The organism is Shewanella sp. BJSY2023SW005, assembly GCF_047314585.1.
Classification (GTDB): domain Bacteria; phylum Pseudomonadota; class Gammaproteobacteria; order Enterobacterales; family Shewanellaceae; genus Shewanella; species Shewanella algae.
Genome location: NZ_JBKORJ010000025.1, coordinates 38,157 through 59,119 on the forward strand (window position 1 = coordinate 38,157; position 20,963 = coordinate 59,119).

The following is a 20,963-nucleotide window of genomic DNA, read 5'->3' on the forward strand; positions in this document are numbered from 1 at the left end:
TCGGGCGCCTATTGGGAAGAAGACGGCAGAATCGAGGTAAGGGTCACAAAGAAAGTGCGTTCCACATACTCGCCCGGCGCTTCGGCCATGGATTGCTCCTGGGTGCGGGTCTTCAGCGCCAGAGTCACGCTGTAAGGCGGGTCGAACGGCTCTTTGGGGGTAATGGCTTCAATCTCAATTCGGTCGCCGAGAAACTGGCTGGCCAGATGCGCAATGGCGCCGGTTTGATAGTCAAATCTGAACATGCCCAAATACCAGAACACACCTGAGCCCTGGGTTGTCACCGCGAACGGAACAACAAACTGCATGGATTCGGCATTGCCGGGCAAGTTTAAGGGGGTCAACTTGCGGTAATCGAGCAACACCTCCCCACGAACCACTTCATCCTGATATTCGCCAAACGCCAGATGCTGCTCTTCCTTAAAGCCGGTAAGAGTGACTGACTTATTGCTGTCCGGCAAACGGATCCTGAACTGTTCTCGGGTATCCAGACTGAACAGCCGCTTCATCACCCCCTTGGCCCCGCCATCGAATTCAGCCAGTGGACGCACCATATCGTTTTCCCTGACATAGAGGTCATCCTCGGTGAAGTTGAACCTGTAGATCCCAAGAGCGATCACCGCCAGAAACACCAGCCCCAACACTACAGCCACACGAATAAACAGCTTCATAATCCATCCCGTTAACACACACACCCGGCCATATCGGCACACAGACTTACCTTAACCCCAAAGCCTAATGGCCGCAGCCGGGATCTGAATTCCTGTCAGCCCGGGTTCAGTCAAAACCGCCTTTTTCAAAAAATTTTTGAAACTAAAGCCAACGGCTGCCCGCTTATCCCAGGAAAGCTTTTCTCTATGATAACGCCAATCAACCAAATTCACGTTAATTTAAAGGATATTACACCATGAAATACGGTATCGGATACCTTTTGGGGCTTGGTGCTCTGGCATTACAACCCTTGGCCCATGGCGCAGATTTACAACTGAAAAGCTCATTAACGGCCAATCGAGTCATACCGGCAGACTACTACTGGAACCAATTCGGTTGCAGCGGTGCCAACCTGGCGCCCAGGCTGGACTGGCAAAATGCGCCGGCAGGAACCAAGAGTTTTGCCATCACCTTTTACGATCAGGATGCTCCCACAGGTTCAGGCTTCTGGCACAGGGTGGTATATGACATTCCCGCCAATGTCCACAGCCTGCCGGGCGGCAAAGATGGCGGCCCCTTACCGGAAGGCGCCATTGAGTCAAACACAGATCTGGGAAAACCCGGTTTCTTCGGCCCTTGCCCGCCCGAGGGACGTCAGCACAGATACAAGTGGACAGTCCATGCGCTGGATGTGGCCAAACTGCCGGTAAAACCCGACTATTCGGCGGCGCTGACCGGCTTCTTCCTCTGGCAACACACTCTGGCCAAGAGTGAACTCGTGCTGCTGGCCGGCCCAAGAAAGGAGTCAACCCAATGAAACTCCTGACTCTGTCTACCCTACTGGCCGGCGCACTGGCCTCCTTTGGCATCTCAGCCGCCGCGGCACCCGCTTCGCAATTCTCTGAGAGCCAAGTTCAGGTTTACCGCACTACAGAGCAGGCTGTCGGTGGTATCAGCTTCACGCCTAGCGGGCGTATGTTGGTGAGTTTTCACCCCTTTTACGAGCCTGAAACCAAGGTGGCGGAAATCCTCGCCGATGGCAGCAGCAAACCATTTCCAAACCGCGACTGGCAAGGCTGTGTCCGCGCCGACGGCAGCCAGAAAGATCCCGATACCTGCCTCAACTGGGTTCTTGGTCTGCGTACCGATGCCAACGGCATTGTCTGGTTGCTGGACTCGGGCCAGGCCAGCCCCAGAGTCACCCCTAAACTGGTGGCCTGGAACAGCAATACCGACAAGCTGGAGCGGATTATCCACTTGCCTTCGCCGGTATCCTTGCCGGAGTCGCAGCACAATGACTTACTGATATCCCCCAAGCATCAGTTGATTGTTATCGCCGATGAAGGCATTGCCACCGGGCCTTTGGGCGACAAGGCTGCTCTGGTGGTGGTAGATCTCAAAACAGGCCAGAGCCGCCGGGTACTGCAGGGCCACCCGAGCGTGATGCCCGACACCAAGCGCCCGATAGTGATAGATGCCGGCACAGCCGGGCAGAAATCGATTCCCGTTTATGTGGGCGTCGATGGTATTGCCATGGATAAAGATGAAAAGTGGCTCTACTTTGCCCCGCTCAACAAGGGGGAACTGTACCGGATCCCCATGTTGGCGTTGGCCAATCCTTCCCTGCCGGCAAGCGTGCTGGCCAATCAGGTGCAGTTTTGGGCCCACAAACCCAATAACGGCGGCCTGAGCATAGATGTCGACGGCAATCTCTATCTCACCGAAGTCGGCGAGCGCCGTATCGGCATTATTCCGGCAAGCAGTCGTGAGTATCGCCCCTTTGCCGCAGATCCGAGAATGATCTGGCCAGACGGTGTCAGCCTGGGTGCCGATGGCTTCCTCTACAGCGCCGCCGCACAGCTGCCGCTGTCTGCGCCACTGAACGATGGCAAGGCCGAAAACCAACCCCCTTACTACATCTTCCGCTTCAAACCTTTGAGCGCCGGTGTAGCAGGAAACTGAAACCAAGGAGTCCATCATGAATATTCAGGGATTGGATCACTACACACTGCGCAGCAGTAAGCTGCAGCAGACCCGAGATTTCTACTGCCGGGTTGTCGGCTTGAGCGAGGGCTACCGCCCTGCGTTCGCCTTTCCGGGCCATTGGTTGTATGCCGCAGACAAACCTGTGCTGCATCTGGTGGCCGCCGAGCAAAACCCGGCACTCGAGGCCTACCTGGGACAAAGGCGCAGCACCAATGGCTCCGGCGTCGTGGATCATCTGGCCTTTCGCGGCGCAGACCTAAGTGCCATGCAGCACAAACTGCTTGAACTTGAGCTGCATTTTCGCGAGCGGCAGGTCCCTGAAATTCTTGAACATCAACTGTTTCTGGAAGACCCCAACGGCATTACCGTCGAGATGATTTTTCCCTTCTCACCGGACAATAAGGTCCTGGGAGAAGCCATGCCCAAGCTGAGATTTCGCTGATCCTAACGGCCATACCATTGACAGGAGAAACCCCATGCCAAACCCGATACCAAACCAAGCAGTCACTTCAGCATCACAGGCAACGCCGCTGCGGCTGGGAGTCACCAATCTCAGCTTTCACCGGGCCACTGCCGCCATTGTTGTCCATGTGCTGGATATCATGGGTAAATCGGTGCAATTGAGTTTTTCCGATCATCAGGCCAACTTCGACGCCCTGGGCCGGGGCGAGCTTGATCTGCTCTGCTCCGCCTGGTTACCCCACAGCCACGGCATCTATCTGGATAAGGTCAGGCAAAATCTAGAGGTGCGGGAACTGGGGCTGCATTATGAACCCTATGCCCTCTGGGGCGTGCCAGAATATGTGGCGCAAGAGCAAGTGGATTCGGTGACGGATCTACTGCGCCCAGACGTGTTGGAGAAAATGCGCCGCCACATTCAAGGCATTGGCCCGGGTGCCGGCATCAGCCGTTTCTCAAAACAGATGATGCAGGATTATGGTCTGCAACAGGCCGGCTATGAGTTCCATACCGGCACTGAGCAGCAATGTTTCGACGCCTTTGAGGATGCACTGCAACACAAGGCCTGGGCCGTGGTGCCCCTGTGGCAACCCCAGTTTTTGCATCATAAATACAAGATACGGGAACTCAAGGATCCCAAAGGTCTGCTGGGTGGCAAAGATCGCGCCGTACTCTTGCTGGCAGAAAATGCCGCCGGTCACTTTACTCAGGCTCAGCTGCGGGTGCTGGATAATATTCGGATGCTCAATAGGGACATTGCCGAGCTGGACTATGCCATCAACCGCGAAGGCCTTAGCGCAGAAGAAGCTGCCGGACGTTGGCTGAGTGCTCATCCGGTTATCCTGTCCCAATGGCTGTCTCCCCTTTGGCGTCGTCAAACCTGTGAGGAATCGAATCATGATGCATGACACACCTGAGCAGCGGCTCAACGCCCTGGGAATGAGTCTGCCCCGGGTCGCTTCGGCGCTCGGCAACTACGAGCCTGTAGTGATCAGCGGCCATCAACTACTGACCTCCGGCCAGTTTCCCTTCGAAGATGGCAAGATAAAGTATCAGGGTCGGCTAGGGGTAGATCTGGAATTGTCGGATGGCTATGCCGCCTGTCAGTTGGCGGCGCTCAACGCCATAGCCCAATTGCAACAGGCGTTGGGAAACCTCTCACGGATAAAGCAGATTATCCGCCTCGAGGGAGTGCTCAATGTCGCCGACGGCTTTTTCGACCACCCCAGAGCCTTGGATGGCGCCTCGGATCTTCTGCTGGCGGTATTCGGTGAAGCCGGACGCCACACCCGGATGATCTGGAGTAACCCAGTAATGCCACTGAACAGCTTGTGTTTGGTCTATCTGGTGGCGGATCTGCACCCTCTGGAGGATTGAAGTCACTTAAAGGCCAGCTTGCTTTTAATCCCCGGCTTGCCGGGGCGGATCATCGCGGTCGTCGGTGTCAGAAGCTCATCAGGCTCAGGACTCAAGTTCACCCAGCCAGCCCTTGAGCAGCGCAGCCAGTTTTTGTCTGTCTTTGACCGAGATCCCTTTAAGCAACTGCTGCTGAGCCGCCATATGGGCCGGCAGTGCGGCCTCTACCTTGGCCTTGCCTTCGGCAGTAAGCTGTACATTCACCGCCCGACGGTCTTCGGTACAGTGACTGCGGCAGATGAGCCCTTTCTGCTCCAGCTTATCCAAACGGCTGGTCATGGCGCCTGAGGTCAGCATCATGCTCTGGTGCAATTGCCCCGGGGTCAGAGTGTAAGGCTCACCGCTGCGACGCAAGGTTGCCAGCACATCAAACTCCCCCTGACGCAGACCGAACTCGCCATGGCAGCGAAGGATTTCGGTTTCTATATGCTTATGTATTCTGGCCAGGCGACCAAAGACTTCCATCGGTTGCAGATCATCAGTAACACCGGCGGCCAGCCACTGACTGACTATGGTGTCTACGCCATCCTTGATATCTTTGGCTTGTGGCTTGTGGGCTTGTGGCTTGTGGGTTTGTGTTTTCAGCTCTTCCTGCGACATAATTATCTCGATAGCAAGATTCTTAACAAGGAATCATATTCCAGCGTGCGACAAATCCCAAGCCCTGAAATGAAAAACGCCGCAGAAATCGATTTCTGCGGCGTTTTTTAACTGAATTAATCAGCGAAGAGGCGAACAGCTCCGCTTAAGATTTCTTCACATAGCAGCTCAGGATAACGATGCGGGTACCATTGACCCGGCCTTCGATATGCTCAGGGTTGTTGGTCAGAGCTATGTTACGCACGGCGGTGCCGCGCTTGGCCACAAAGCTGGTGCCCTTCACGTTGAGATCTTTAATAATCACTACGGTATCACCGGCGGCCAACTGAGTGCCATTGCTGTCCAGTGTCGGCGCCGAATCATCGCTGTCGGCCGCCAGAGACTCGGCATCGCCCCAAGCTTTAAGATCGTCTTCCAGATAAAGCATATCCAGCAGATCCTGAGCCCAACCTTCGCCACTGAGGCGCTTGAGCATGCGGTAAGCCATTACCTGTACGGCAGGAACCTGACTCCACATACTGTCGTTCAGGCAACGCCAGTGGTTAACATCCATGGTGTCCGGAGCGGCAATCTGACCTTCACAGGTAGCGCAGATCATGATGTCACCGTCGGTGCGATCACCCGAGTGAGGCAGATCGTAGACAGACAGAGCGCCTTCGGCTCCACAGAGTTCACATTTCCCGCCACAGCGGCTTTGCAGTTCAGTTTCTGAAGTCATTACTAATATTCTTCGGTCAGGCAAAACGCACATTATGCCGCAAAATCAGAGCTTGATCAGGTTTGCAGCTCACAAAAGCACAAAATAACTGGGGTTTTATCAGAACTGGTACGCCAGACTGAGGCGAATATCCCGTCCCTGAGCCGCAATGCCATCGGCCAGATGCGGACTGTAATACTGATTGGTCAAGTTACGCAGCGCCAGCCTCAGCTCAAGCCCCTGCAACATATCTTCCGGCTGGAAGGCAAGATACAAGTCTTGCAGAAAATAGGCCTGGCTCGGTCTATCGCTGACAAACAGGCCCTCTTCCGGCACCTTCTGCTGCGCATCATACCAACTGCCACGCCAGGAGAGCGACAGCTCGGGAGTCAGGTAATACCCCAGGTGCAGACGCATATTGAGCGGAGGAATGTCTGCCAGGTTTTCATCCCTGCCACTGCTGTCACGCAGGCTGCCGCTGTGCTTGCCGCGGGTATAGGAAGCCGTATAGTCGGCAAACCAATCGTGCCAACGGTATTGAGCCTCGAAGTCGCCACCGTAGATATGGTAGCCGTCGAGATTCACATAACCGCTCTCAAATGGCTGACTCTTGTCGACCCAGAGCCCTTTGCGCTGAGCGATATCCTGTTTTCCCTGATTCCAATACAGAGTCAGTTGGGTCGAGAGCCTGTCATCGCCGGCGAAGACCCCATCAAAGGCGCTGCTCAGCCCAAGCTTATAGGCGTGCAGCCGCTCGACATCTATCCCGCGACTGGTCGCCTGAGCACTACTGGCTTTGGCATATTGCACCGCATAAATCTCATCCACCACAGGTGCCTGCAGGCTGTAGGCATAGTCCAGGGTCAGGCAACTGACATCACCGAGACGGTATTCCAGCCCAAGCCTTGGCGACCAACCGCTGTGGCGGGTAGAGGAAAAGTCATGGCCGACACTGGGGTCGTTGTAATCCGGCGCCAGATTGCCATGGCCTATGCTGTAAATACTGTCGAACCGCAGCGATGGTTTTAGGATGAGGTTGTCCGTCAGGGCAATGCTGTCGCTGATATAAAAGGCGTAGGTATCCTGGCGACCTCCAGGCTGATAGTAAGGCGTGTACAGGCCGAAGTTTTTCTCCGCCTTGTTCTGATAACTCTTGTTGAATACCAGTGAGCGGCGATCGAGCGAGCGGTACTGCAGCCCCACAGTTAGCAAGTGGTCACCCAACTGGCTGGTGTTGTTGATATCGATAAAGTCCCTGTCGTATTCGAGCCAGGACTCATGGCCAAAGTTACCTACAGAAACAAACATCTTATCGAAGGCTATCTGGGGCCTTACCCAGTGCCTGTCGTTACTGCTGCTGGACAGCGCCAATTGCAGATCCCACAGCGGACTGGCCGGTGTATAACGGTAGTTGAGTGAAACTGTGCGGTCTTTGTAACTGTTGAGGGCGGTATTGGCGTATTCTGCCGCCTCAAAAGAGCCGTACTTTTTGATATTGAACTCAGATACAGTGGGCATTTCGCCGCGACGGTTGGCCCAGGGTTTACGGCCTTCATCATCGTAGGAGGTATAGCTCAAAGACAACTTGTGCGCCCCCAGCTCATAATCCAGCTTGGCCAGGAGGTTGTTTTGCCGATAACCTGAGAAACGAAACACCTGGCCGTTGCCCAGCTCAAGATCGCCGGCATCTTTATAGCTGTAGTTAACAAGTGCCGACAGCCCTGAGTTCAAGCGGCCATAAAGCGTACCTGTGTAAGTCTCCAAGCCATTGTTATCGGCATAGCTGGCCTTGAATCTGGCGCCCAAGTTTTTGCCGTAATCCAGAAAATCATCGGCACTCTTGGTCACCACATACATGGAGCCACCGAAACCACCATTGCCGGAGCGGGGATCGTGGGCGCCCTTGATCACCTCAATTCGCTTGACCATATCCGGGTCGATAAAGAAAGAGCCGTAGCGATACTGTTCAAACCCGACCGGGGCGTTGTCGACATAGACATTGAGATCTTCTGTCTCACCAAAGCCCCAAACATTGATTTTCTCACCGCCGCTACGGGGGCCGCCATCAAGAGTGATGCCGGGCACAGTGTCCAGCACTTCGGCAAAGTTTCCCGCCTGTTGCTCCTCTATGTCCTCCAATGTCACCAAGGCTTCGCCCGGACGGGTCAACGTCAACTCCCGACGAAAAGGCTGGCCACGCACCTCTATGATCTCTATCGCTTCCACCTTAGGCTCACCCAGCACACTGGTACCACTCTTGAGCGGCTGAGAAGTGGCGGCCAGCAAGGGCCAGGGCGCCAAGGCACACAGCAGTAATGGCAGCTTGCCGCTCGGCGCCATTCGCCGGGATTGTTCGCTTGTCATCTATCATCTCCCCTTAAAAATAAGGCGGCATTATAAGAATCAAGCTGGCAAATGAGAATTATTCTCACCGATATTTACACAGGATCCAATTTGGTTATCTTTGTTTTAAAAATGTAAAACCACTTGACTCACAACAGGCTTTCACCTGAGATATCGCCGTGAAGAAAATGGAGAACAAAGATGAGCTTCAGCGAACAAGGTTTTGCCTTTCTGACCCGGCTGGAAAACAACAACGACAGGGCCTGGTTCAAGCAACATCAGGATGAGTATGAAACCCTGCTCAGGGGGCCGGCACTGGCATTTATTGAACAGATGCAGCAGCCTATTCAGGCCTTGTCTCCCAGATTGACGGCGGTCGCCAAGAAGGTTGGAGGCAGTTTGATGCGGCCACAGCGGGACACTCGCTTTGGTCACGATAAGTCGCCCTACAAGCTCAATGTCGGGATCCAATTTCGCCATTTTCAGGGTAAGGATGTCCACGCTCCCGGGTTGTATCTGCATCTGGCCAACGATGGCTGCTTTATCGCTGCCGGGATCTGGCGCCCCGAATCCAAGGTGCTCGGCGCCATCAGACAATGTATCGACGACAACCCCCACGCCTACAGTAAGGCGTTGGAGGAATTACAGCGCCATGGGTTTACGATGGACGGTGACAGCCTGGTGCGGCCACCCAAGGGGTTCGATAAAAGCCACCCATTGATAAACGAGTTGAAACGCAAAGACTATGTGGCGCTTAAGATGCTGACAAAAGAGCAAGTTTGCAGCAATAATTTTGTCGACTTCTGTGCCAGTGAGTTCCAACACACCCAGGCGTTGATGCGCTATCTGTGCTTTGCCCTGGACTTGGATTATTGATGTCTGTTCCTGGATTATTGATTGCCGTACCCGGGCTTAAACTGCCCAGGTACAATCTGGCTCAACGTCCAAGCTGAGCGAGCATCACGCTCAGCGCCTGCTGCAACTCCTGATGCAAACCGGCCTTGCCGAGCACCCGAATCCCCTGCAGTTGCAGCAGTAACCAGGCCGCGAGCGCCTCGGTATTGTCGCTGTTAAGCTCGCCGCGCTCTCTGGCATGGGTCAGCGCCTTGGCAAACGCCTCCTTGATGGAGTCAAACAAGTGCCGACTCTCTTGCTGCACGACAGCATCCTCCAGGCTCATCTCCAATAGCGCATTTTGCAGGAAACAGCCGTATTTTTGCTCTCGCTGCAGGGCCACAAACTGTTCAAGATAATCAATTACCTGCTGTAACCCTGCGCCTTCGGCGCGCAGGCTGTCGAGCGCTGGCAAAGAGTTTTGCTGCAGATACAGACGCAGCGCCTCCCGGTACAAATTCAGCTTGTCGCCATAGGTGTTATAGAGACTGAATCTGTTGATCCCCAGATGCTCGACCAGATCCGCCACTGAGGTGGCGGCATAACCCTTTTGCCAAAAGAGCTCCATTGCCAATTTCAGCTTATCTTCCCGGTCAAAATTGCAACTTCTTGCCATACTGCTCCCAAGCGTTTCCAGCGAATGACGTGCTGTATACTTAGTCAAATTAATTCTTGACTGATCGTTCTGATATCCCCTAAAGTCTAACCTAAACGATCGTTCCGAAAAAGATTTGAATACATTTTCCTGACAGCCAAGCCAGGAAAAATAACTAATCCAGGGGCAAAACGGCCCAAGACAGATGGAGAAAGATAGATGAAGCTGTATGAACTCGGACCTACCCCAAGTGCCCGCAGAGTCAGTATTTTCATGGCGGAGAAAGGCATAGATATAGAGCGGGTAAACGTCGATCTTCGCGGCGGAGAAAATCTCTCGGCCGAATTCAAGGCCAAGAGTCTCAATGGCCGCATTCCGCTGCTGGAGCTGGATGATGGCAGTTATCTGTGCGAGTCTGTGGCCATCTGTCGTTATCTCGACGAGCTGTTCCCTACCGAGCTCAAGCTCTTTGGTAGCACGCCGCTGGAGCGAGCAAAGGTGGAGATGTGGCAGCGCATCGTTGAACTGCAGGGGTTGTTACCTGCCTTTCAGGCATTTCGCAATATCAGCGGCATCTACAGCGACCGGGAAACCTGCATTCAAGCCTGGGGCAAAGAATCCCGCAAGCGTCTGGAATCTTTCCTGCCTCTGCTGGAGCAGCGCCTGAGTGAATCCCCTTATCTGGCCGGTGAAAACTACTCCATTGCCGATATCACCGCCTATATCTTATTGGGATTCATCAAAAATCTGCAGATTTCACTGCAGCCTTTCCCTGTGCTGCAGAGCTGGTATGAGCAAACCGGACAACGCCCGGCAATGAGCCAGCCAAAACAAGGATAAAAGCAAGGATAAAATCTAGGAGACACACATGATTGAACTCTATACCGCCGCCACCCCCAACGGCTTTAAAATCAGTATTGCCCTGGAAGAGATGGGCTTACCCTACCGGGTACACCATCTGGATCTCAGTGCCAATGAACAGAAACAACCCGAGTTTTTAGCCATCAATCCCAACGGCCGGATCCCGGCTATCATAGACAGGGATAACGATGATTTCGTGGTGTTTGAATCCGGTGCCATCCTGCTTTACTTGGCTGAAAAAACAGGGAAATTCTTACCTGTTGATGCCAATAATCGCTCCAAGGTCATCCAATGGCTGATGTTCCAGATGGGCGGCGTAGGCCCCATGATGGGACAAGCCAATGTGTTCTACCGCTATTTTCCGGAGAAGATCCCGGCCGCGATAGAGCGTTATCAAAAAGAGGGCCGGCGCCTGTTTGAGGTGATGGATAATCATCAGTTGGCCAAACATGCCTATCTGGCCGGTGATGAGTACAGCATAGCCGATATGGCCACCTGGCCCTGGGTACGGATTTACGACTGGAGCGGCATAGATATTCAAGGTCTGCCTCATCTGCAACGTTGGCTCGATACGCTGGCCCAGCGCCCGGCCTGTCAAAAAGGCATAATTACCCCAGAGTCCAGGGAGCAGTTAAGCGATGAAGACAGGGCCAAACAGATAGCGCAAATGGTTACCCGCTAAGTCTGAGCAGTGTAGTAAGCATTAGTAAACAGTAGCAACCATTAGCAAACACGGTGCCGGAGCAAACAAGGTGCCGGGGACAGGCCGCGGCACTTCTGTTAATATTGGCGCCATTGCTATCCACACTTGATGCAGAGAAACCTTTGACCGCGCCAAGCCCTTCACTGACTCCGGCCCAAAAGCGTGCCGCCAGTTATGCCAACACCATCAACACACTGTTTACTGAAATCCTCGACAGTCGCCAGAGTGCCGATCGGGTGCTGGCGAACTATTTCCGCAGCAACAAGAAACACGGCTCCAAAGACAGAAGAGTCATTCGGGAGACCCTGTTTGCCCTGTTTCGTTGCTGGGGTTGGTTACAACGGCTTGAGAATGGCGATGAGCAAAGCCTGTGGTTTTTGCGTTTGGCATTGGCGGCGGCGATAGAAGCCCACCCTTGGACGGACATTATCTGTGCCTGGCAGCAACAAGCGGGCAAGTCATTCGCCCTGCCCGAGCAGGCTCTGGCCCCCAAAGCCGCCGCCGCATTGGTATTCAAGGTCTCAGGCCGACATGTCTTGGCAAGAGACCTGGCGCCGGACTGGTTCTGGCAGGCCGTGGCGCCGCTGCCAGAGGCCCGGGAAGAGCTGCTGATAGACGCGCTTTGCAGCCGCCCACCTATCTGGGCCAGGGTGCAAAATATGTCGCAGTCCAAGGCCCTGGCCGAACTCAGAAGCGCCGGAGTCGATGCTAGCGCCGCCCCCGTCTTCAATGACGCCATCAGCCTTGGCAGCAAGAGTATCAATCTCAATGAAATCAGACTCTATAAAGAAGGTTTTATTGAAGTGCAGGATCTGGCCTCCCAGGTCATAGGCCAGGTTTGCGCCCCAAGAGCCAATGAAAACTGGTGGGACGCCTGCTCCGGCGCCGGCGGCAAGAGCCTGCAACTCAGCTCGCTGATGCAGCAAGATAGCGCCGCCAAAGGTGTTTTGGGCACTATTACCGCCTCAGATATCCGCCCGGCTGCGCTCAATGAACTGGAAAAACGCGCCAAACGCGCCGGTTTCGACATCAAGGTTGCGCCTTGGCGCAGCGATGCCCTGCCGGTTGCCAGAGAAGCCTTTGACGGCGTGCTGGTCGATGCCCCCTGCAGCTGCACCGGCACCTGGCGCCGAAATCCGGACATGCGCTGGCTGGATGACAGCCAGGCCATCAGCGATAAACCCGCGCTGCAGCTCGACATACTCAGCCGTGCCTGCGATGCGGTCAAGCCAGGTGGCACCTTGGTTTACGCCACCTGCTCACTGGCGGACAGCGAAAACCGCCAGGTGGTCGATGCCTTTCTGGCCAAGCGGCCCGAGTTTACTCTGGAAACGCTCAGCCACCCATTCAGCGGTGAACAGACACAGTATTTGACGATTTGGCCCTTTGAAGCCAATGCCGATGGGATGTTTGTTGTTCGTTTTCGTAAACAAGGCTAGCAAGAGTCAGGTTAATGCCTGAAGGAAACCGGGGACAGACATGCAATAATTTTTACCTTGAGACGCTAAATTTCTCACTTTAGCTTGACCGGCGCTTTAGGTAAAAAGGAGCGGTGCAACCTATATGCACTGTGTTATTGGAAATGGATCATGTCAAACCACTATGATTTCGACGACGATGATGCTCCATGGGGAGATCATGTCAGGGGTAAGCAAAAGAACAAACGGGTAAAACAGCGCCGCCGGGACAGCAAGAGACGTTATCCTGACGAATATATGGAGCCTGAGTTCCTCAGAGATAAATGGAAATAATCTTGGCTTAATCTCAAGAAAACCAATCAAAAACAAAGGGGCTGAAGGTGCGAATAAGGAAAGTGCGAATAAGCCCCATTTGTGTTCTGCGTCGACTCACAGGCCTGGATCCAAGGCGTATGTACTAACTCAGACTTGAGTATATCTTGGCCTAGGCATGGCACCCTTCCTTTTTAAGCCTGCGGCAGGCAATGAGAAACATCCATCGCCTGATGGCCCAACCAATGTTATTTGGCTATTTTGAGCTGAAAGCTATGCTAGCCGCTGTGCTAGCGGCCTAAAGTCGTGGAGCTTCGCCCCATACCCGACCAAGAAGGGATCAGCAGCAATCCCCTCTTGGATCTCCCGTGCCGCCCCGCACGGTGTCGAAAGCCCCTCGGCCTAATGGCACAAATAACTACCGCTTCAGACGCTCATCCCTGATTCGACTGGCGCTGCTTCGGCATCCATGCCTCAGCCACGTTATTTGCGCCAACGGCTTTCGGCGACACCGAGGGGGAATTGGTGCAATTCTGTTGACCCTGAGTAGCTTGAACTATTTGAAAGATCTGCAGGCATACACCTCATTTTCAGGCACAGGCGAAACTGTGACCTTCCGAGCCAGGGATGGCGAGGCAGAGCTTACAGGGACGTACTCGCAGCGAGTCACAGGAGCGCCTGTGCGAAAGGCGCACCGCAGGTGATTGGCTACACCGTGGCCGGAAGCTCTGCCAGTACTAGGTGGGACTGTGACCGTTGAAAACAGGGAAGAATGCAAACACCCAGTCAATTCTGCTTCAAAAACAAACTAAATCAGGGTTTTGTTGCCTTTGTCAAAAACTTGACCTTTGGCTAATTGTTTTCAAATTCAGTACTGGGTATTGTATAACCAATTCAAACATTTAGCTTTAGTACTTCCTTAAGCTTAAGGCTGGAAGCAGCAACACTTTTTCGTTTTCAACGGAATGCAGGGACGAACAGAGTTTGCACCCGTGCGGTAGCCATGGCTTTACTTAACGCTTTTTGTAGGGCTTGGGTTGTAGCGTTTGCGGCGCTCATGACAAGCACCTCAGAACTGATTTTTATACAGTATTATTGGCCGTTCCGGACAAAATGCCAGGAATTTGCAGCTAAGTTTGCGCGTTATTTCTGTAATATTTAGAAAATAGTATCAAATTCATAAAGTTAAAAGATATAGCTGGTAGATAATGGCTTTGGAAACCGCGCATGCGCGTTTAGCTGCAAGGGATATTTGGACTAAACTCTATTATATCCAGCTAATACAAACAGATAGCGATGCGCGTTTACACTCCTCCGAGGACTAAAACGCGCATGCGCACTATACAGCTGTTATACAAAATGTAGTCACTCAAATGGATCATAAATGGCTAAGAATATAAATTCAGCTTATCGAATAAAAAGCATTCTCGATAAGGTTAAGGGTAAGGCAGATAAAACTCCGGCTCATGAAGTTTGGTCTGAGGTTTTTGGCTTGAATGAATCGGATCAACACAAGAGAAATTTTGCAATCTCAAGGTGTTTAGCTGATCTTCATGATGAAGTTGAAGTGATACGAGGCGAAATGTTAAAAGCTGGATATACATCGAGCCTATATGAGCCAAGCCTAAACAAGTGTAATGCCACTTTTGCAGTTCAGCTTATTCCAGGGCATTGGGCGCAATCAAAACAGCAGATAACTCCTGAAGTCTTAACCGTCTTGGGGTTTTGTTCTGAGATCTTGCCAAACGAAGAGGAATTGATTGATCAATCTAGCTTGGACGAGCTAAGAAAAATGGCAGTCGAGCTTCGCGAAGCTTTACGTGGTTCTACTTTGCCACCGTACACACAAAACATCATAGAGAAACACCTTTCAAAAATAGAAGAGGCTATATCCTCTTACAAGGCTGTTGGGGCAAAGGCCCTAGAGGAAGTGGTGCAATCCGCCTATGGTGAGGTCATTTTAAATGAGGGTGTATTCAAAGAAGCTAAAGGTAGCGAGGAACTTAATAAATTATCAAGCATATGGCAAAAAACTAAAAACTTGTTAGATGGCGTGGTTTCCGCCAACAAACGTATAGCTGGTGTGCAAGGCATGGCTGAAAAAGGCCAAAGCCTTCTAGAGTTTATCCAAGGTTTATAAAGTGTATAACAAAGCCAAGCACAATCGCACGGCAAAAGACCGCCGTGCTGGACTCGCTACACTACGTTCCGCTCGCCTGTGTTGGCAGCGTTAGGCATCAATATGAGTAAACCCGTAAACAACAAAGACACCCAATGTTAGCTGAGTGAAGACTCTAGTTGCCTGGATTACAGAAACATTGATGTTTTCACTGGGAGAAAATCATCTTTCAAGCCTTTTGAGGGCCATTCAGTTATTGAAATGAGCGAAAAAGTCGAATTTCAGACACGATGTCGGTCGAACAAAGTTCGATTGGAGATAAATATCTTGGAGCCTCGGGGATTCAGCTAAACAACTTCTGACAATTAGCGGCCCCTTGTCTTCGTCGTCGTTGTAGGTGAATACAGTAGTCTGTAAGAGATTCCAGTGTCCCAACCGGCCCTTTGAATAGACGGCTAAAATCAGTCGTCAACTTGAGCCAGTTGTCGATGGGGATGTTTAAACGATTCAAAATGGTTGTTGTGGCGGCAGTAATGTGGCCGCGCTTGTCGTGGCGGATAATACGTCCGGTATCATCGACCAGTTGCAGATAATCCTTGGCTTCAAAGTGCAATCCTTGTGGCATGTTCAGCCGTTCATTGCCGACCATTACAGTTCGCCGCAGGAGCCTTGTAGTGGTCAATTAACTTGACCACTACACTGTCAAGCTAGTGCTGGTAATATTCGACATCGACAACGGTTGGAGTGGGTCATTGTTTTTATTTGGCGACTAAACAATAACTCTCCAACCGTTTTCATTTCCAGTCCACGCTAACCTGCAATGAACCTCATTTTTTACGTTCGTTTTTATACCGCTTCTTCGTTTTCTTCACCGGTACGGATACGAATAATGCGTTCGATATCGGTCACAAAGATCTTGCCGTCGCCGATTTTACCGGTACGGGCGGTTTCGACAATCACATCCAGTGCCTGTTCCAGCAGATCATCCTGAATCACCAGTTCTATCTTCACCTTGGGCAGAAAGTCGACCATATACTCGGCACCACGGTACAACTCTGTATGTCCCTTCTGACGGCCAAAACCTTTGACTTCCAGAACCGTCATACCGGTTATTCCTATCTCAGCCAACGCCTCACGGACATCGTCCAGTTTAAACGGCTTGATTATGGCTTCCACTTTCTTCATCAGGCACTCCTTTAGGGCTTGGAATTCTTCTGCAACTCTTGACCATTCCCACGGCAATTTGACCAGAGAAATAGCTCGCGATTTTGCTTGTTCGCATACAATCGCAATAGCTTATCACGACATACTGCGGGCAAGAAGTGATTGTCCGCTCAGATGAAAAAACCAGGCCTATTCCTTCGTAGTAGCCATGATCAACTCGGTGTACTTATTCATCCCTTAGGTAAGCAAGTGCAATATTTAGTGCAAACTCATCTAAAAGGAAACCAGAACCAAGCCACTGCCTGGACTAAACTAAGACAACACTCAGGTTCGCCGGATGCGGGCCGCCCACCACTCAAGGATGAGATTATGCGTCATTTACAGCTTGGTTTTTCGCTGCTGGAGGTCATGGTCACCATGGCTCTGCTGGCGGTACTGGCCTCGGTCGGGGCCCCCTCACTCAAGTCGCTCTACGAAGGTTATCGCGCTCAAACCGGCATCAAACAAGTACAACAACTACTGCAATTTGCTCGCAATCAGGCCATTAGTTATGGTGTCAGAGTCAGTGTCTGCGCTCTCAAGGATGGCCGCTGTGAAGCCGATGCCTGGCAACAAGGAGTAACGGTTTTCAGTGACCGCAACGGTAATCTGGCCCTGGATGATGACGACAAGCTACTGTTTCAAAGCAGCGCTTTTGATAGCCAAGACATACTCAGGTACAACCGGGATGCAATACGCTTTCTGCCGGACGGATTGGCAACAGGAACCAATGGTACCTTCAAATATTGCCCGGGTCAGGCCAACAGTCCCCATTCCGAGGCCTTGGTCATCAATCAGGCGGGGCGAATCCGTCACTCTCAGGATGAAAATATCAATTGCCAGGATGGTGATGGCGGCTGAATTGACGACCACTGCACAGGATTTGCAAAGACAGCTGTAATTAACAACTCATTCACTTATACTTAAGCCTATCTATTCGTGTGAAGAGTTGACTATGGCTGTACCACATTTTTCCAGTTCCATAATCCGCGGCTTTACTCTGGTCGAACTCATGGTCACCATTGCTGTAGCCGCCATACTGCTGTCTGTGGGGGTTCCCTCTCTCACCTCCTTGTATGAGGGCTACCGTAGTCAGTCGGAAATAAGCCGCATAGAACAAGCCTTGTCCTTCGCCCGCAACCAAGCCATCAGCTACGGCATGACAGTAGAAGTTTGTGGCTATCAGAGTGCTGTCGGCTGCGCCGCCAATTTCAACAATGGCCTCAAGGTCTATACCACTGCCAGCGGCAGTGAAAAAGTGCTGCGGGTAGTGGAAGGCATCGACAGTAAAGACGCCATCAAAGGCAGTAATGTGGGTTTTCGTCCCGATGGCCTCAGCAACACCACAGGTGAAGTGACCTTTATCTATTGCCCGGCCAAACAGGCCAGCGGCTCAAGAAGTGTGACCGTTTCCAGCTCAGGGATGATCAAATACGGCGCCGACGGGCTTGCCTGCAGCTAACAGGCGGTATCGGACAAGTTATCAAGGACGGCTTAGCCATTATCCTCAAAGTATGCCCCGGGAGTGAAAGACTCTGCGCTCACAACAAAGACCCCAGCCTAGGCTGGGGTCTTTGTTTAAGTCGATTAAGCTTACTCTAGCGGGGGATAGTTTCCGCCACCAGCCATAAGGGTCTAAGGGTTAAATGGCCCAGCCGCCCATATAGAACACCACCAGGCCTATAGTGATAACCAACACACCTGGCTTGAGCTTGCGCCACTCACCGCTGCAGATACGGCCGATAACCAGGGTCGCAAACCCCAGCATAATGCCTGTGACTATGTTGCAGGAGAGTATGATGAATACCGCGCAGGTCAGTCCCGCCATGGCATCCACCTTGTCATCGAAGTCCAGCTTGGTGACATTGGACAACATCAGCAGTCCCACATACATGAGCGCAGGCGCAGTGGCGTAGGCAGGCACCAAATAAGACAGGGGGGCCAGGAAGATCATCAGCAGGAACAGCACACCCACCACAGTGGCGGTCAGCCCTGTTTTTCCGCCTGCGGCAGTACCGGCGGCCGATTCAATGTAAACGGCGGCAGGCGCGCCGCCCACCAGACCGGCGAAGATAGAACTGACAGAATCCGAGGTCAGCGCCTTGCCGCCACCTATGATGTTGTCATTCTTGTCCAGCAAATTAGCTTGTCCGGCCACGGCTCGTATGGTGCCTGTGGCATCGAAGATGGCAGTCATCACTAGCGCCAGCACTATCGGCAGCACCACAGGGTTAAGGGCGCCCATGATATCCAGTTGGCCAATCAAAGAGCCTTCTGCGCCCAAGTCGGGTACCGCAAACACGCCTTTGAACTCCACATTGGGGTCAAACAGCAAACCAAACACTGACAGAGCGATGATCACCAACAAAATGCCGCCAGGTACCCGGCGACGCTCGAGTCCGATAGTGGCAGCCAACCCCACGACAGTGGCGATCACCGGCAGGCTGTGGATATCGCCCAGCTTGACCGGTAAACCGGCATCATTGGCCACAATCAGTTGCACACTGTTAGTGGCAATCAGCAGCAGAAACAGGCCGATACCTATCCCTGTGCCATGGGCAATCCCTTTGGGCAGGTTAGCAAGCACCCACTGGCGAATGCCGGTAACGCTCACCAGGGTAAAGACGATACCCATAAGGAAAATCGCCCCCAGGGTGACAGGCAGGCTCATTCCCTGCCCCAGCACCAGACTGAAGGCGGTAAATGCAGTCAGTGAGATGGCACAGCCTATTGCCATCGGCAGATTGGCCCACAGGCCCATCAGCAATGAGCCGAAGGCGGCAATCAGACAGGTGGCAATAAACACGGAGCCGGGATCAAACCCGGCCTTTCCCAGCATGGAGGGTACAACGATAACTGAGTAAACCATGGCAAGAAACGTGGTCAAACCGGCGATCACTTCCTGGCGGACTGTGCTGCCACGAGCGCTGATATTGAAGAAGCGTTCCAGCCATGATGATGTAGTAGGTACAGCGGTACTTGTCTTTGAAGACATCATAATTATTCTACCTTTTTGATCTCTTTGTTCGGGTCAGATGACGCCGGCTACGGCAGGTGAGAGCCCCGCTGGGCGGGTGAGAGATCCACAATAAAACGTGACCTGCAGGTGGTGGGCACCAAGGAATATCGTCAACCGATGTCCAACGCAGCCTTTGTTGGTCGCGGATAATACTGCAAATTGGCGCCCCCGGCTAAAAAGATTTCGGGATCTGTGGCTCATCCTGAATATGCAGTTGTTCATAACTTTTCATATTTACTCAAATCCCATTCATTGGCAGCGCAATCGCCATTCACATCCTTTCCCTATAGTGGCCCCATCAAGCAAACCCTGCTGCGTTGGAGCAATCACTATGTCTGAGTCCACATCAAGCAAAAAACAGGAACTTATGGCCCACGGCCTGATTATTTTCATGCTGTTTCCGGCCCTGACCATCACAGGTATCAGCCTCTATGGCCTGATCATCTGGATCATGCTGGCCCTCGGCGGCGTCGCCAGTCACTGATACAAGAGAGGATTGAATAGATGAAACGGTTAATAGCAATCTGGCGTACTCTCAACCGCCCAACCAAGTACCTGAGCCTGGGCGCCATCAGCCTGTCGGCCTTTATCATGGGCATTGTTTTCTGGGGCGGCTTCAACACGGCGCTGGAAGCCACCAATACTGAGGCCTTCTGTATCAGCTGCCACTCGATGGAGAGCAATCCCTATCAAGAGCTGCAGCAAACTGTGCATTGGTCAAATCACTCCGGCGTGCGGGCAACCTGCCCTGATTGCCACGTGCCCCACGACTGGAGCCGCAAGATAGCCCGTAAGATGGAAGCATCTCACGATGTCTGGGGCTGGCTGTTCCAAACGGTCAACACTCCGGAAAAATTTGAAGCCAAGCGTCTGGAAATGGCCAGCCGTGAATGGAAACGCTTTGCCCGTGACAACTCCCAGGCCTGTAAAAACTGCCATGACTACAAGTCAATGAAATGGGACGAGATGTCAGCCCTGGCGCAAAAACAGATGAAACAGGCGGCCGAGAAAGATCAGTCCTGCATCGATTGCCACAAGGGCATAGCTCACAAGCTGCCCGATATGGGCACAGCCAGAGCCCCGGAACTGATTGCCGAAGTGGGTTCGGGTGAAACCTCACTGCAACAGGGCGGCAAATATTTCAGCGCCTTGACCAAGCCTCTGTACCTGGATGACAAGAGCGCGGAAGAAGCCGGTACTCTGAACGTGGCCACCGAAATCAAGGTGCTGGAGCTCAAGGGCAAACGGGTCAAAATCGCCATCGATGGCTGGCGTAAGAAGATAGGTGCCGGCCGGGTGATCTACATGGACTTCGGTATCAATATCCTCTCGGCTCAGTTGACCAAGGCCGCTGCCGAAACCGACGGGGTGATCAAGACCTTTGAAGAGAAAGAAGATCCCATGACTGGCCTCAAGTGGCAGCGTGTGGAAGCCGAGATCTGGACCGACAGCGATTATCTGCTGACCGAACTTGCACCGCTCTGGGGTTATGCCCGCAGCACTTATGCCTCAAGCTGCAGTGTCTGCCACACCCAGCCCGATGAGCATCACTTCGATGCCAACACCTGGCCGGGCATGTTCCAGGGGATGTTGGCCTTCGTCAACATGGATCAGGACACTCAGGCACTGGTGCAGAAATACCTGCAACAACATTCTTCCACCTTCAGCAAAGAAGAGCACTAAGAGG

Annotated in this window: 22 protein-coding genes and 1 pseudogene; 15 read left to right on the top strand and 8 right to left on the bottom strand. The window is 52.8% G+C overall.

Annotated features, from left to right (window positions below; genetic code table 11):
• Positions 1-8: 8 nt before the first annotated feature.
• Positions 9-671, bottom strand: coding sequence for a hypothetical protein (locus ACMHXI_RS07365; protein ID WP_109248559.1), 663 nt, complete (start codon positions 669-671; stop codon positions 9-11).
• Positions 672-907: 236 nt separating this feature from the next.
• Between ACMHXI_RS07365 and ACMHXI_RS07370 the strand changes: the two genes are divergently transcribed.
• From ACMHXI_RS07370 to ACMHXI_RS07390, 5 genes are read left to right on the top strand one after another with little or no spacing between them, the layout of a single operon-like run.
• Positions 908-1,468, top strand: coding sequence for a YbhB/YbcL family Raf kinase inhibitor-like protein (locus ACMHXI_RS07370; protein ID WP_025890065.1), 561 nt, complete (start codon positions 908-910; stop codon positions 1,466-1,468).
• Positions 1,465-2,613 carry an L-dopachrome tautomerase-related protein gene (locus ACMHXI_RS07375; RefSeq protein ID WP_413734552.1) on the top strand — a complete coding sequence of 383 codons (1,149 nt, stop codon included), beginning with the start codon at positions 1,465-1,467 and terminating at the stop codon, positions 2,611-2,613. Before ACMHXI_RS07370 ends, ACMHXI_RS07375 begins: the two co-directional genes overlap by 4 nt.
• A gap of 16 nt (positions 2,614-2,629) precedes the next feature.
• Positions 2,630-3,079, top strand: a complete 450-nt coding sequence (locus ACMHXI_RS07380) for a VOC family protein (RefSeq protein WP_044733952.1) — start codon at positions 2,630-2,632, stop codon at positions 3,077-3,079.
• A gap of 34 nt (positions 3,080-3,113) precedes the next feature.
• On the top strand, positions 3,114-4,004 hold the full coding sequence (locus tag ACMHXI_RS07385) for a glycine betaine ABC transporter substrate-binding protein (protein WP_159352353.1): 891 nt from the start codon (positions 3,114-3,116) through the stop codon (positions 4,002-4,004).
• A complete protein-coding gene (locus tag ACMHXI_RS07390; protein ID WP_051472563.1) occupies positions 3,994-4,473 on the top strand; it encodes an Atu1372/SO_1960 family protein in 480 nt (159 codons plus the stop codon). The genes ACMHXI_RS07385 and ACMHXI_RS07390 overlap by 11 nt, the downstream gene beginning before the upstream one ends.
• An 84-nt stretch (positions 4,474-4,557) precedes the next feature.
• Here ACMHXI_RS07390 and ACMHXI_RS07395 read toward each other — a convergent pair whose 3' ends face one another.
• The 3 genes from ACMHXI_RS07395 to ACMHXI_RS07405 all read right to left on the bottom strand — a co-directional run bounded on the left by ACMHXI_RS07395 (position 4,558) and on the right by ACMHXI_RS07405 (position 8,173).
• Positions 4,558-5,112, bottom strand: coding sequence for a MarR family winged helix-turn-helix transcriptional regulator (locus tag ACMHXI_RS07395; RefSeq protein ID WP_159352354.1), 555 nt, complete (start codon positions 5,110-5,112; stop codon positions 4,558-4,560).
• Positions 5,113-5,257: 145 nt separating this feature from the next.
• The gene (locus ACMHXI_RS07400; RefSeq protein WP_025011406.1) at positions 5,258-5,830 is read right to left on the bottom strand and encodes a PhnA domain-containing protein; all 573 of its coding nucleotides are present in this window, start codon (positions 5,828-5,830) and stop codon (positions 5,258-5,260) included.
• Between the two features lie 99 nt (positions 5,831-5,929).
• Complete coding sequence (locus ACMHXI_RS07405; RefSeq protein ID WP_243891848.1) at positions 5,930-8,173, bottom strand: TonB-dependent receptor domain-containing protein; 2,244 nt, start codon at positions 8,171-8,173, stop codon at positions 5,930-5,932.
• A 180-nt stretch (positions 8,174-8,353) separates the two neighbouring features.
• On the opposite strand from ACMHXI_RS07405, the gene ACMHXI_RS07410 reads away from it, so the two are divergent.
• Positions 8,354-9,028 (top strand): DUF2461 domain-containing protein, encoded by a 675-nt coding sequence (locus ACMHXI_RS07410; protein WP_071238040.1) that lies wholly within the window; start codon positions 8,354-8,356, stop codon positions 9,026-9,028.
• A gap of 61 nt (positions 9,029-9,089) precedes the next feature.
• Here the strand turns inward: ACMHXI_RS07410 and ACMHXI_RS07415 are convergent, their stop codons facing one another.
• Entirely contained in the window at positions 9,090-9,662 is a 573-nt protein-coding gene (locus ACMHXI_RS07415) for a TetR/AcrR family transcriptional regulator (RefSeq protein ID WP_071238041.1), read from the bottom strand.
• A 198-nt stretch (positions 9,663-9,860) separates the two neighbouring features.
• On the opposite strand from ACMHXI_RS07415, the gene ACMHXI_RS07420 reads away from it, so the two are divergent.
• From ACMHXI_RS07420 to ACMHXI_RS07440, 5 genes are all read left to right on the top strand, one after another.
• A complete protein-coding gene (locus ACMHXI_RS07420) occupies positions 9,861-10,481 on the top strand; it encodes a glutathione S-transferase family protein (protein WP_159352355.1) in 621 nt (206 codons plus the stop codon).
• A gap of 28 nt (positions 10,482-10,509) precedes the next feature.
• Positions 10,510-11,184, top strand: coding sequence for a glutathione S-transferase family protein (locus ACMHXI_RS07425; RefSeq protein ID WP_413734557.1), 675 nt, complete (start codon positions 10,510-10,512; stop codon positions 11,182-11,184).
• A gap of 143 nt (positions 11,185-11,327) precedes the next feature.
• The gene (locus ACMHXI_RS07430) at positions 11,328-12,644 is read left to right on the top strand and encodes an RsmB/NOP family class I SAM-dependent RNA methyltransferase (protein WP_413734559.1); all 1,317 of its coding nucleotides are present in this window, start codon (positions 11,328-11,330) and stop codon (positions 12,642-12,644) included.
• Between the two features lie 150 nt (positions 12,645-12,794).
• Entirely contained in the window at positions 12,795-12,956 is a 162-nt protein-coding gene (locus ACMHXI_RS07435; protein ID WP_093982544.1) for a small highly charged protein, read from the top strand.
• Between the two features lie 1,363 nt (positions 12,957-14,319).
• Entirely contained in the window at positions 14,320-15,075 is a 756-nt protein-coding gene (locus ACMHXI_RS07440) for a hypothetical protein (RefSeq protein ID WP_159352357.1), read from the top strand.
• 322 nt (positions 15,076-15,397) lie between these two features.
• Here ACMHXI_RS07440 and ACMHXI_RS07445 read toward each other — a convergent pair.
• Together ACMHXI_RS07445 and glnB are read right to left on the bottom strand one after the other, a co-directional pair.
• Positions 15,398-15,700: pseudogene (locus tag ACMHXI_RS07445) on the bottom strand (transposase); the annotation flags it as partial.
• 200 nt (positions 15,701-15,900) lie between these two features.
• Positions 15,901-16,239, bottom strand: coding sequence for a nitrogen regulatory protein P-II (gene glnB / locus ACMHXI_RS07450; RefSeq protein WP_025009956.1), 339 nt, complete (start codon positions 16,237-16,239; stop codon positions 15,901-15,903).
• Positions 16,240-16,587: 348 nt separating this feature from the next.
• On the opposite strand from glnB, the gene ACMHXI_RS07455 reads away from it, so the two are divergent.
• Together ACMHXI_RS07455 and ACMHXI_RS07460 are read left to right on the top strand one after the other, a co-directional pair.
• On the top strand, positions 16,588-17,118 hold the full coding sequence (locus ACMHXI_RS07455; RefSeq protein ID WP_117200410.1) for a GspH/FimT family pseudopilin: 531 nt from the start codon (positions 16,588-16,590) through the stop codon (positions 17,116-17,118).
• A gap of 94 nt (positions 17,119-17,212) precedes the next feature.
• On the top strand, positions 17,213-17,719 hold the full coding sequence (locus tag ACMHXI_RS07460) for a GspH/FimT family pseudopilin (protein ID WP_093982453.1): 507 nt from the start codon (positions 17,213-17,215) through the stop codon (positions 17,717-17,719).
• A 180-nt stretch (positions 17,720-17,899) separates the two neighbouring features.
• Here ACMHXI_RS07460 and ACMHXI_RS07465 read toward each other — a convergent pair whose 3' ends face one another.
• Complete coding sequence (locus tag ACMHXI_RS07465) at positions 17,900-19,252, bottom strand: NCS2 family permease (RefSeq protein ID WP_371872532.1); 1,353 nt, start codon at positions 19,250-19,252, stop codon at positions 17,900-17,902.
• Between the two features lie 355 nt (positions 19,253-19,607).
• On the opposite strand from ACMHXI_RS07465, the gene ACMHXI_RS07470 reads away from it, so the two are divergent.
• Both ACMHXI_RS07470 and torC read left to right on the top strand, forming a co-directional pair.
• Positions 19,608-19,760: a nitrate reductase gene (locus ACMHXI_RS07470; RefSeq protein ID WP_025009952.1), complete on the top strand. Its 153-nt coding sequence runs from the start codon at positions 19,608-19,610 to the stop codon at positions 19,758-19,760.
• 20 nt (positions 19,761-19,780) lie between these two features.
• Complete coding sequence (gene torC, locus ACMHXI_RS07475; RefSeq protein WP_044733940.1) at positions 19,781-20,959, top strand: pentaheme c-type cytochrome TorC; 1,179 nt, start codon at positions 19,781-19,783, stop codon at positions 20,957-20,959.
• The last annotated feature ends 4 nt before the right edge of the window (positions 20,960-20,963 follow it).

Excerpts from the sequence above, each read along its gene's own strand:
- ACMHXI_RS07365 (WP_109248559.1), bottom strand. The coding sequence starts at position 671 with ATGAAGCTGTTTATTCGTGTGGCTGTAGTGTTGGGGCTGGTGTTTCTG.
- ACMHXI_RS07370 (WP_025890065.1), top strand. The coding sequence starts at position 908 with ATGAAATACGGTATCGGATACCTTTTGGGGCTTGGTGCTCTGGCATTA.
- ACMHXI_RS07375 (WP_413734552.1), top strand. The coding sequence starts at position 1,465 with ATGAAACTCCTGACTCTGTCTACCCTACTGGCCGGCGCACTGGCCTCC.
- ACMHXI_RS07380 (WP_044733952.1), top strand. The coding sequence starts at position 2,630 with ATGAATATTCAGGGATTGGATCACTACACACTGCGCAGCAGTAAGCTG.
- ACMHXI_RS07385 (WP_159352353.1), top strand. The coding sequence starts at position 3,114 with ATGCCAAACCCGATACCAAACCAAGCAGTCACTTCAGCATCACAGGCA.
- ACMHXI_RS07390 (WP_051472563.1), top strand. The coding sequence starts at position 3,994 with ATGATGCATGACACACCTGAGCAGCGGCTCAACGCCCTGGGAATGAGT.
- ACMHXI_RS07395 (WP_159352354.1), bottom strand. The coding sequence starts at position 5,112 with ATGTCGCAGGAAGAGCTGAAAACACAAACCCACAAGCCACAAGCCCAC.
- ACMHXI_RS07400 (WP_025011406.1), bottom strand. The coding sequence starts at position 5,830 with ATGACTTCAGAAACTGAACTGCAAAGCCGCTGTGGCGGGAAATGTGAA.
- ACMHXI_RS07405 (WP_243891848.1), bottom strand. The coding sequence starts at position 8,173 with ATGACAAGCGAACAATCCCGGCGAATGGCGCCGAGCGGCAAGCTGCCA.
- ACMHXI_RS07410 (WP_071238040.1), top strand. The coding sequence starts at position 8,354 with ATGAGCTTCAGCGAACAAGGTTTTGCCTTTCTGACCCGGCTGGAAAAC.
- ACMHXI_RS07415 (WP_071238041.1), bottom strand. The coding sequence starts at position 9,662 with ATGGCAAGAAGTTGCAATTTTGACCGGGAAGATAAGCTGAAATTGGCA.
- ACMHXI_RS07420 (WP_159352355.1), top strand. The coding sequence starts at position 9,861 with ATGAAGCTGTATGAACTCGGACCTACCCCAAGTGCCCGCAGAGTCAGT.
- ACMHXI_RS07425 (WP_413734557.1), top strand. The coding sequence starts at position 10,510 with ATGATTGAACTCTATACCGCCGCCACCCCCAACGGCTTTAAAATCAGT.
- ACMHXI_RS07435 (WP_093982544.1), top strand. The coding sequence starts at position 12,795 with ATGTCAAACCACTATGATTTCGACGACGATGATGCTCCATGGGGAGAT.
- ACMHXI_RS07440 (WP_159352357.1), top strand. The coding sequence starts at position 14,320 with ATGGCTAAGAATATAAATTCAGCTTATCGAATAAAAAGCATTCTCGAT.
- glnB (WP_025009956.1), bottom strand. The coding sequence starts at position 16,239 with ATGAAGAAAGTGGAAGCCATAATCAAGCCGTTTAAACTGGACGATGTC.
- ACMHXI_RS07455 (WP_117200410.1), top strand. The coding sequence starts at position 16,588 with ATGCGTCATTTACAGCTTGGTTTTTCGCTGCTGGAGGTCATGGTCACC.
- ACMHXI_RS07460 (WP_093982453.1), top strand. The coding sequence starts at position 17,213 with ATGGCTGTACCACATTTTTCCAGTTCCATAATCCGCGGCTTTACTCTG.
- ACMHXI_RS07465 (WP_371872532.1), bottom strand. The coding sequence starts at position 19,252 with ATGTCTTCAAAGACAAGTACCGCTGTACCTACTACATCATCATGGCTG.
- ACMHXI_RS07470 (WP_025009952.1), top strand. The coding sequence starts at position 19,608 with ATGTCTGAGTCCACATCAAGCAAAAAACAGGAACTTATGGCCCACGGC.
- torC (WP_044733940.1), top strand. The coding sequence starts at position 19,781 with ATGAAACGGTTAATAGCAATCTGGCGTACTCTCAACCGCCCAACCAAG.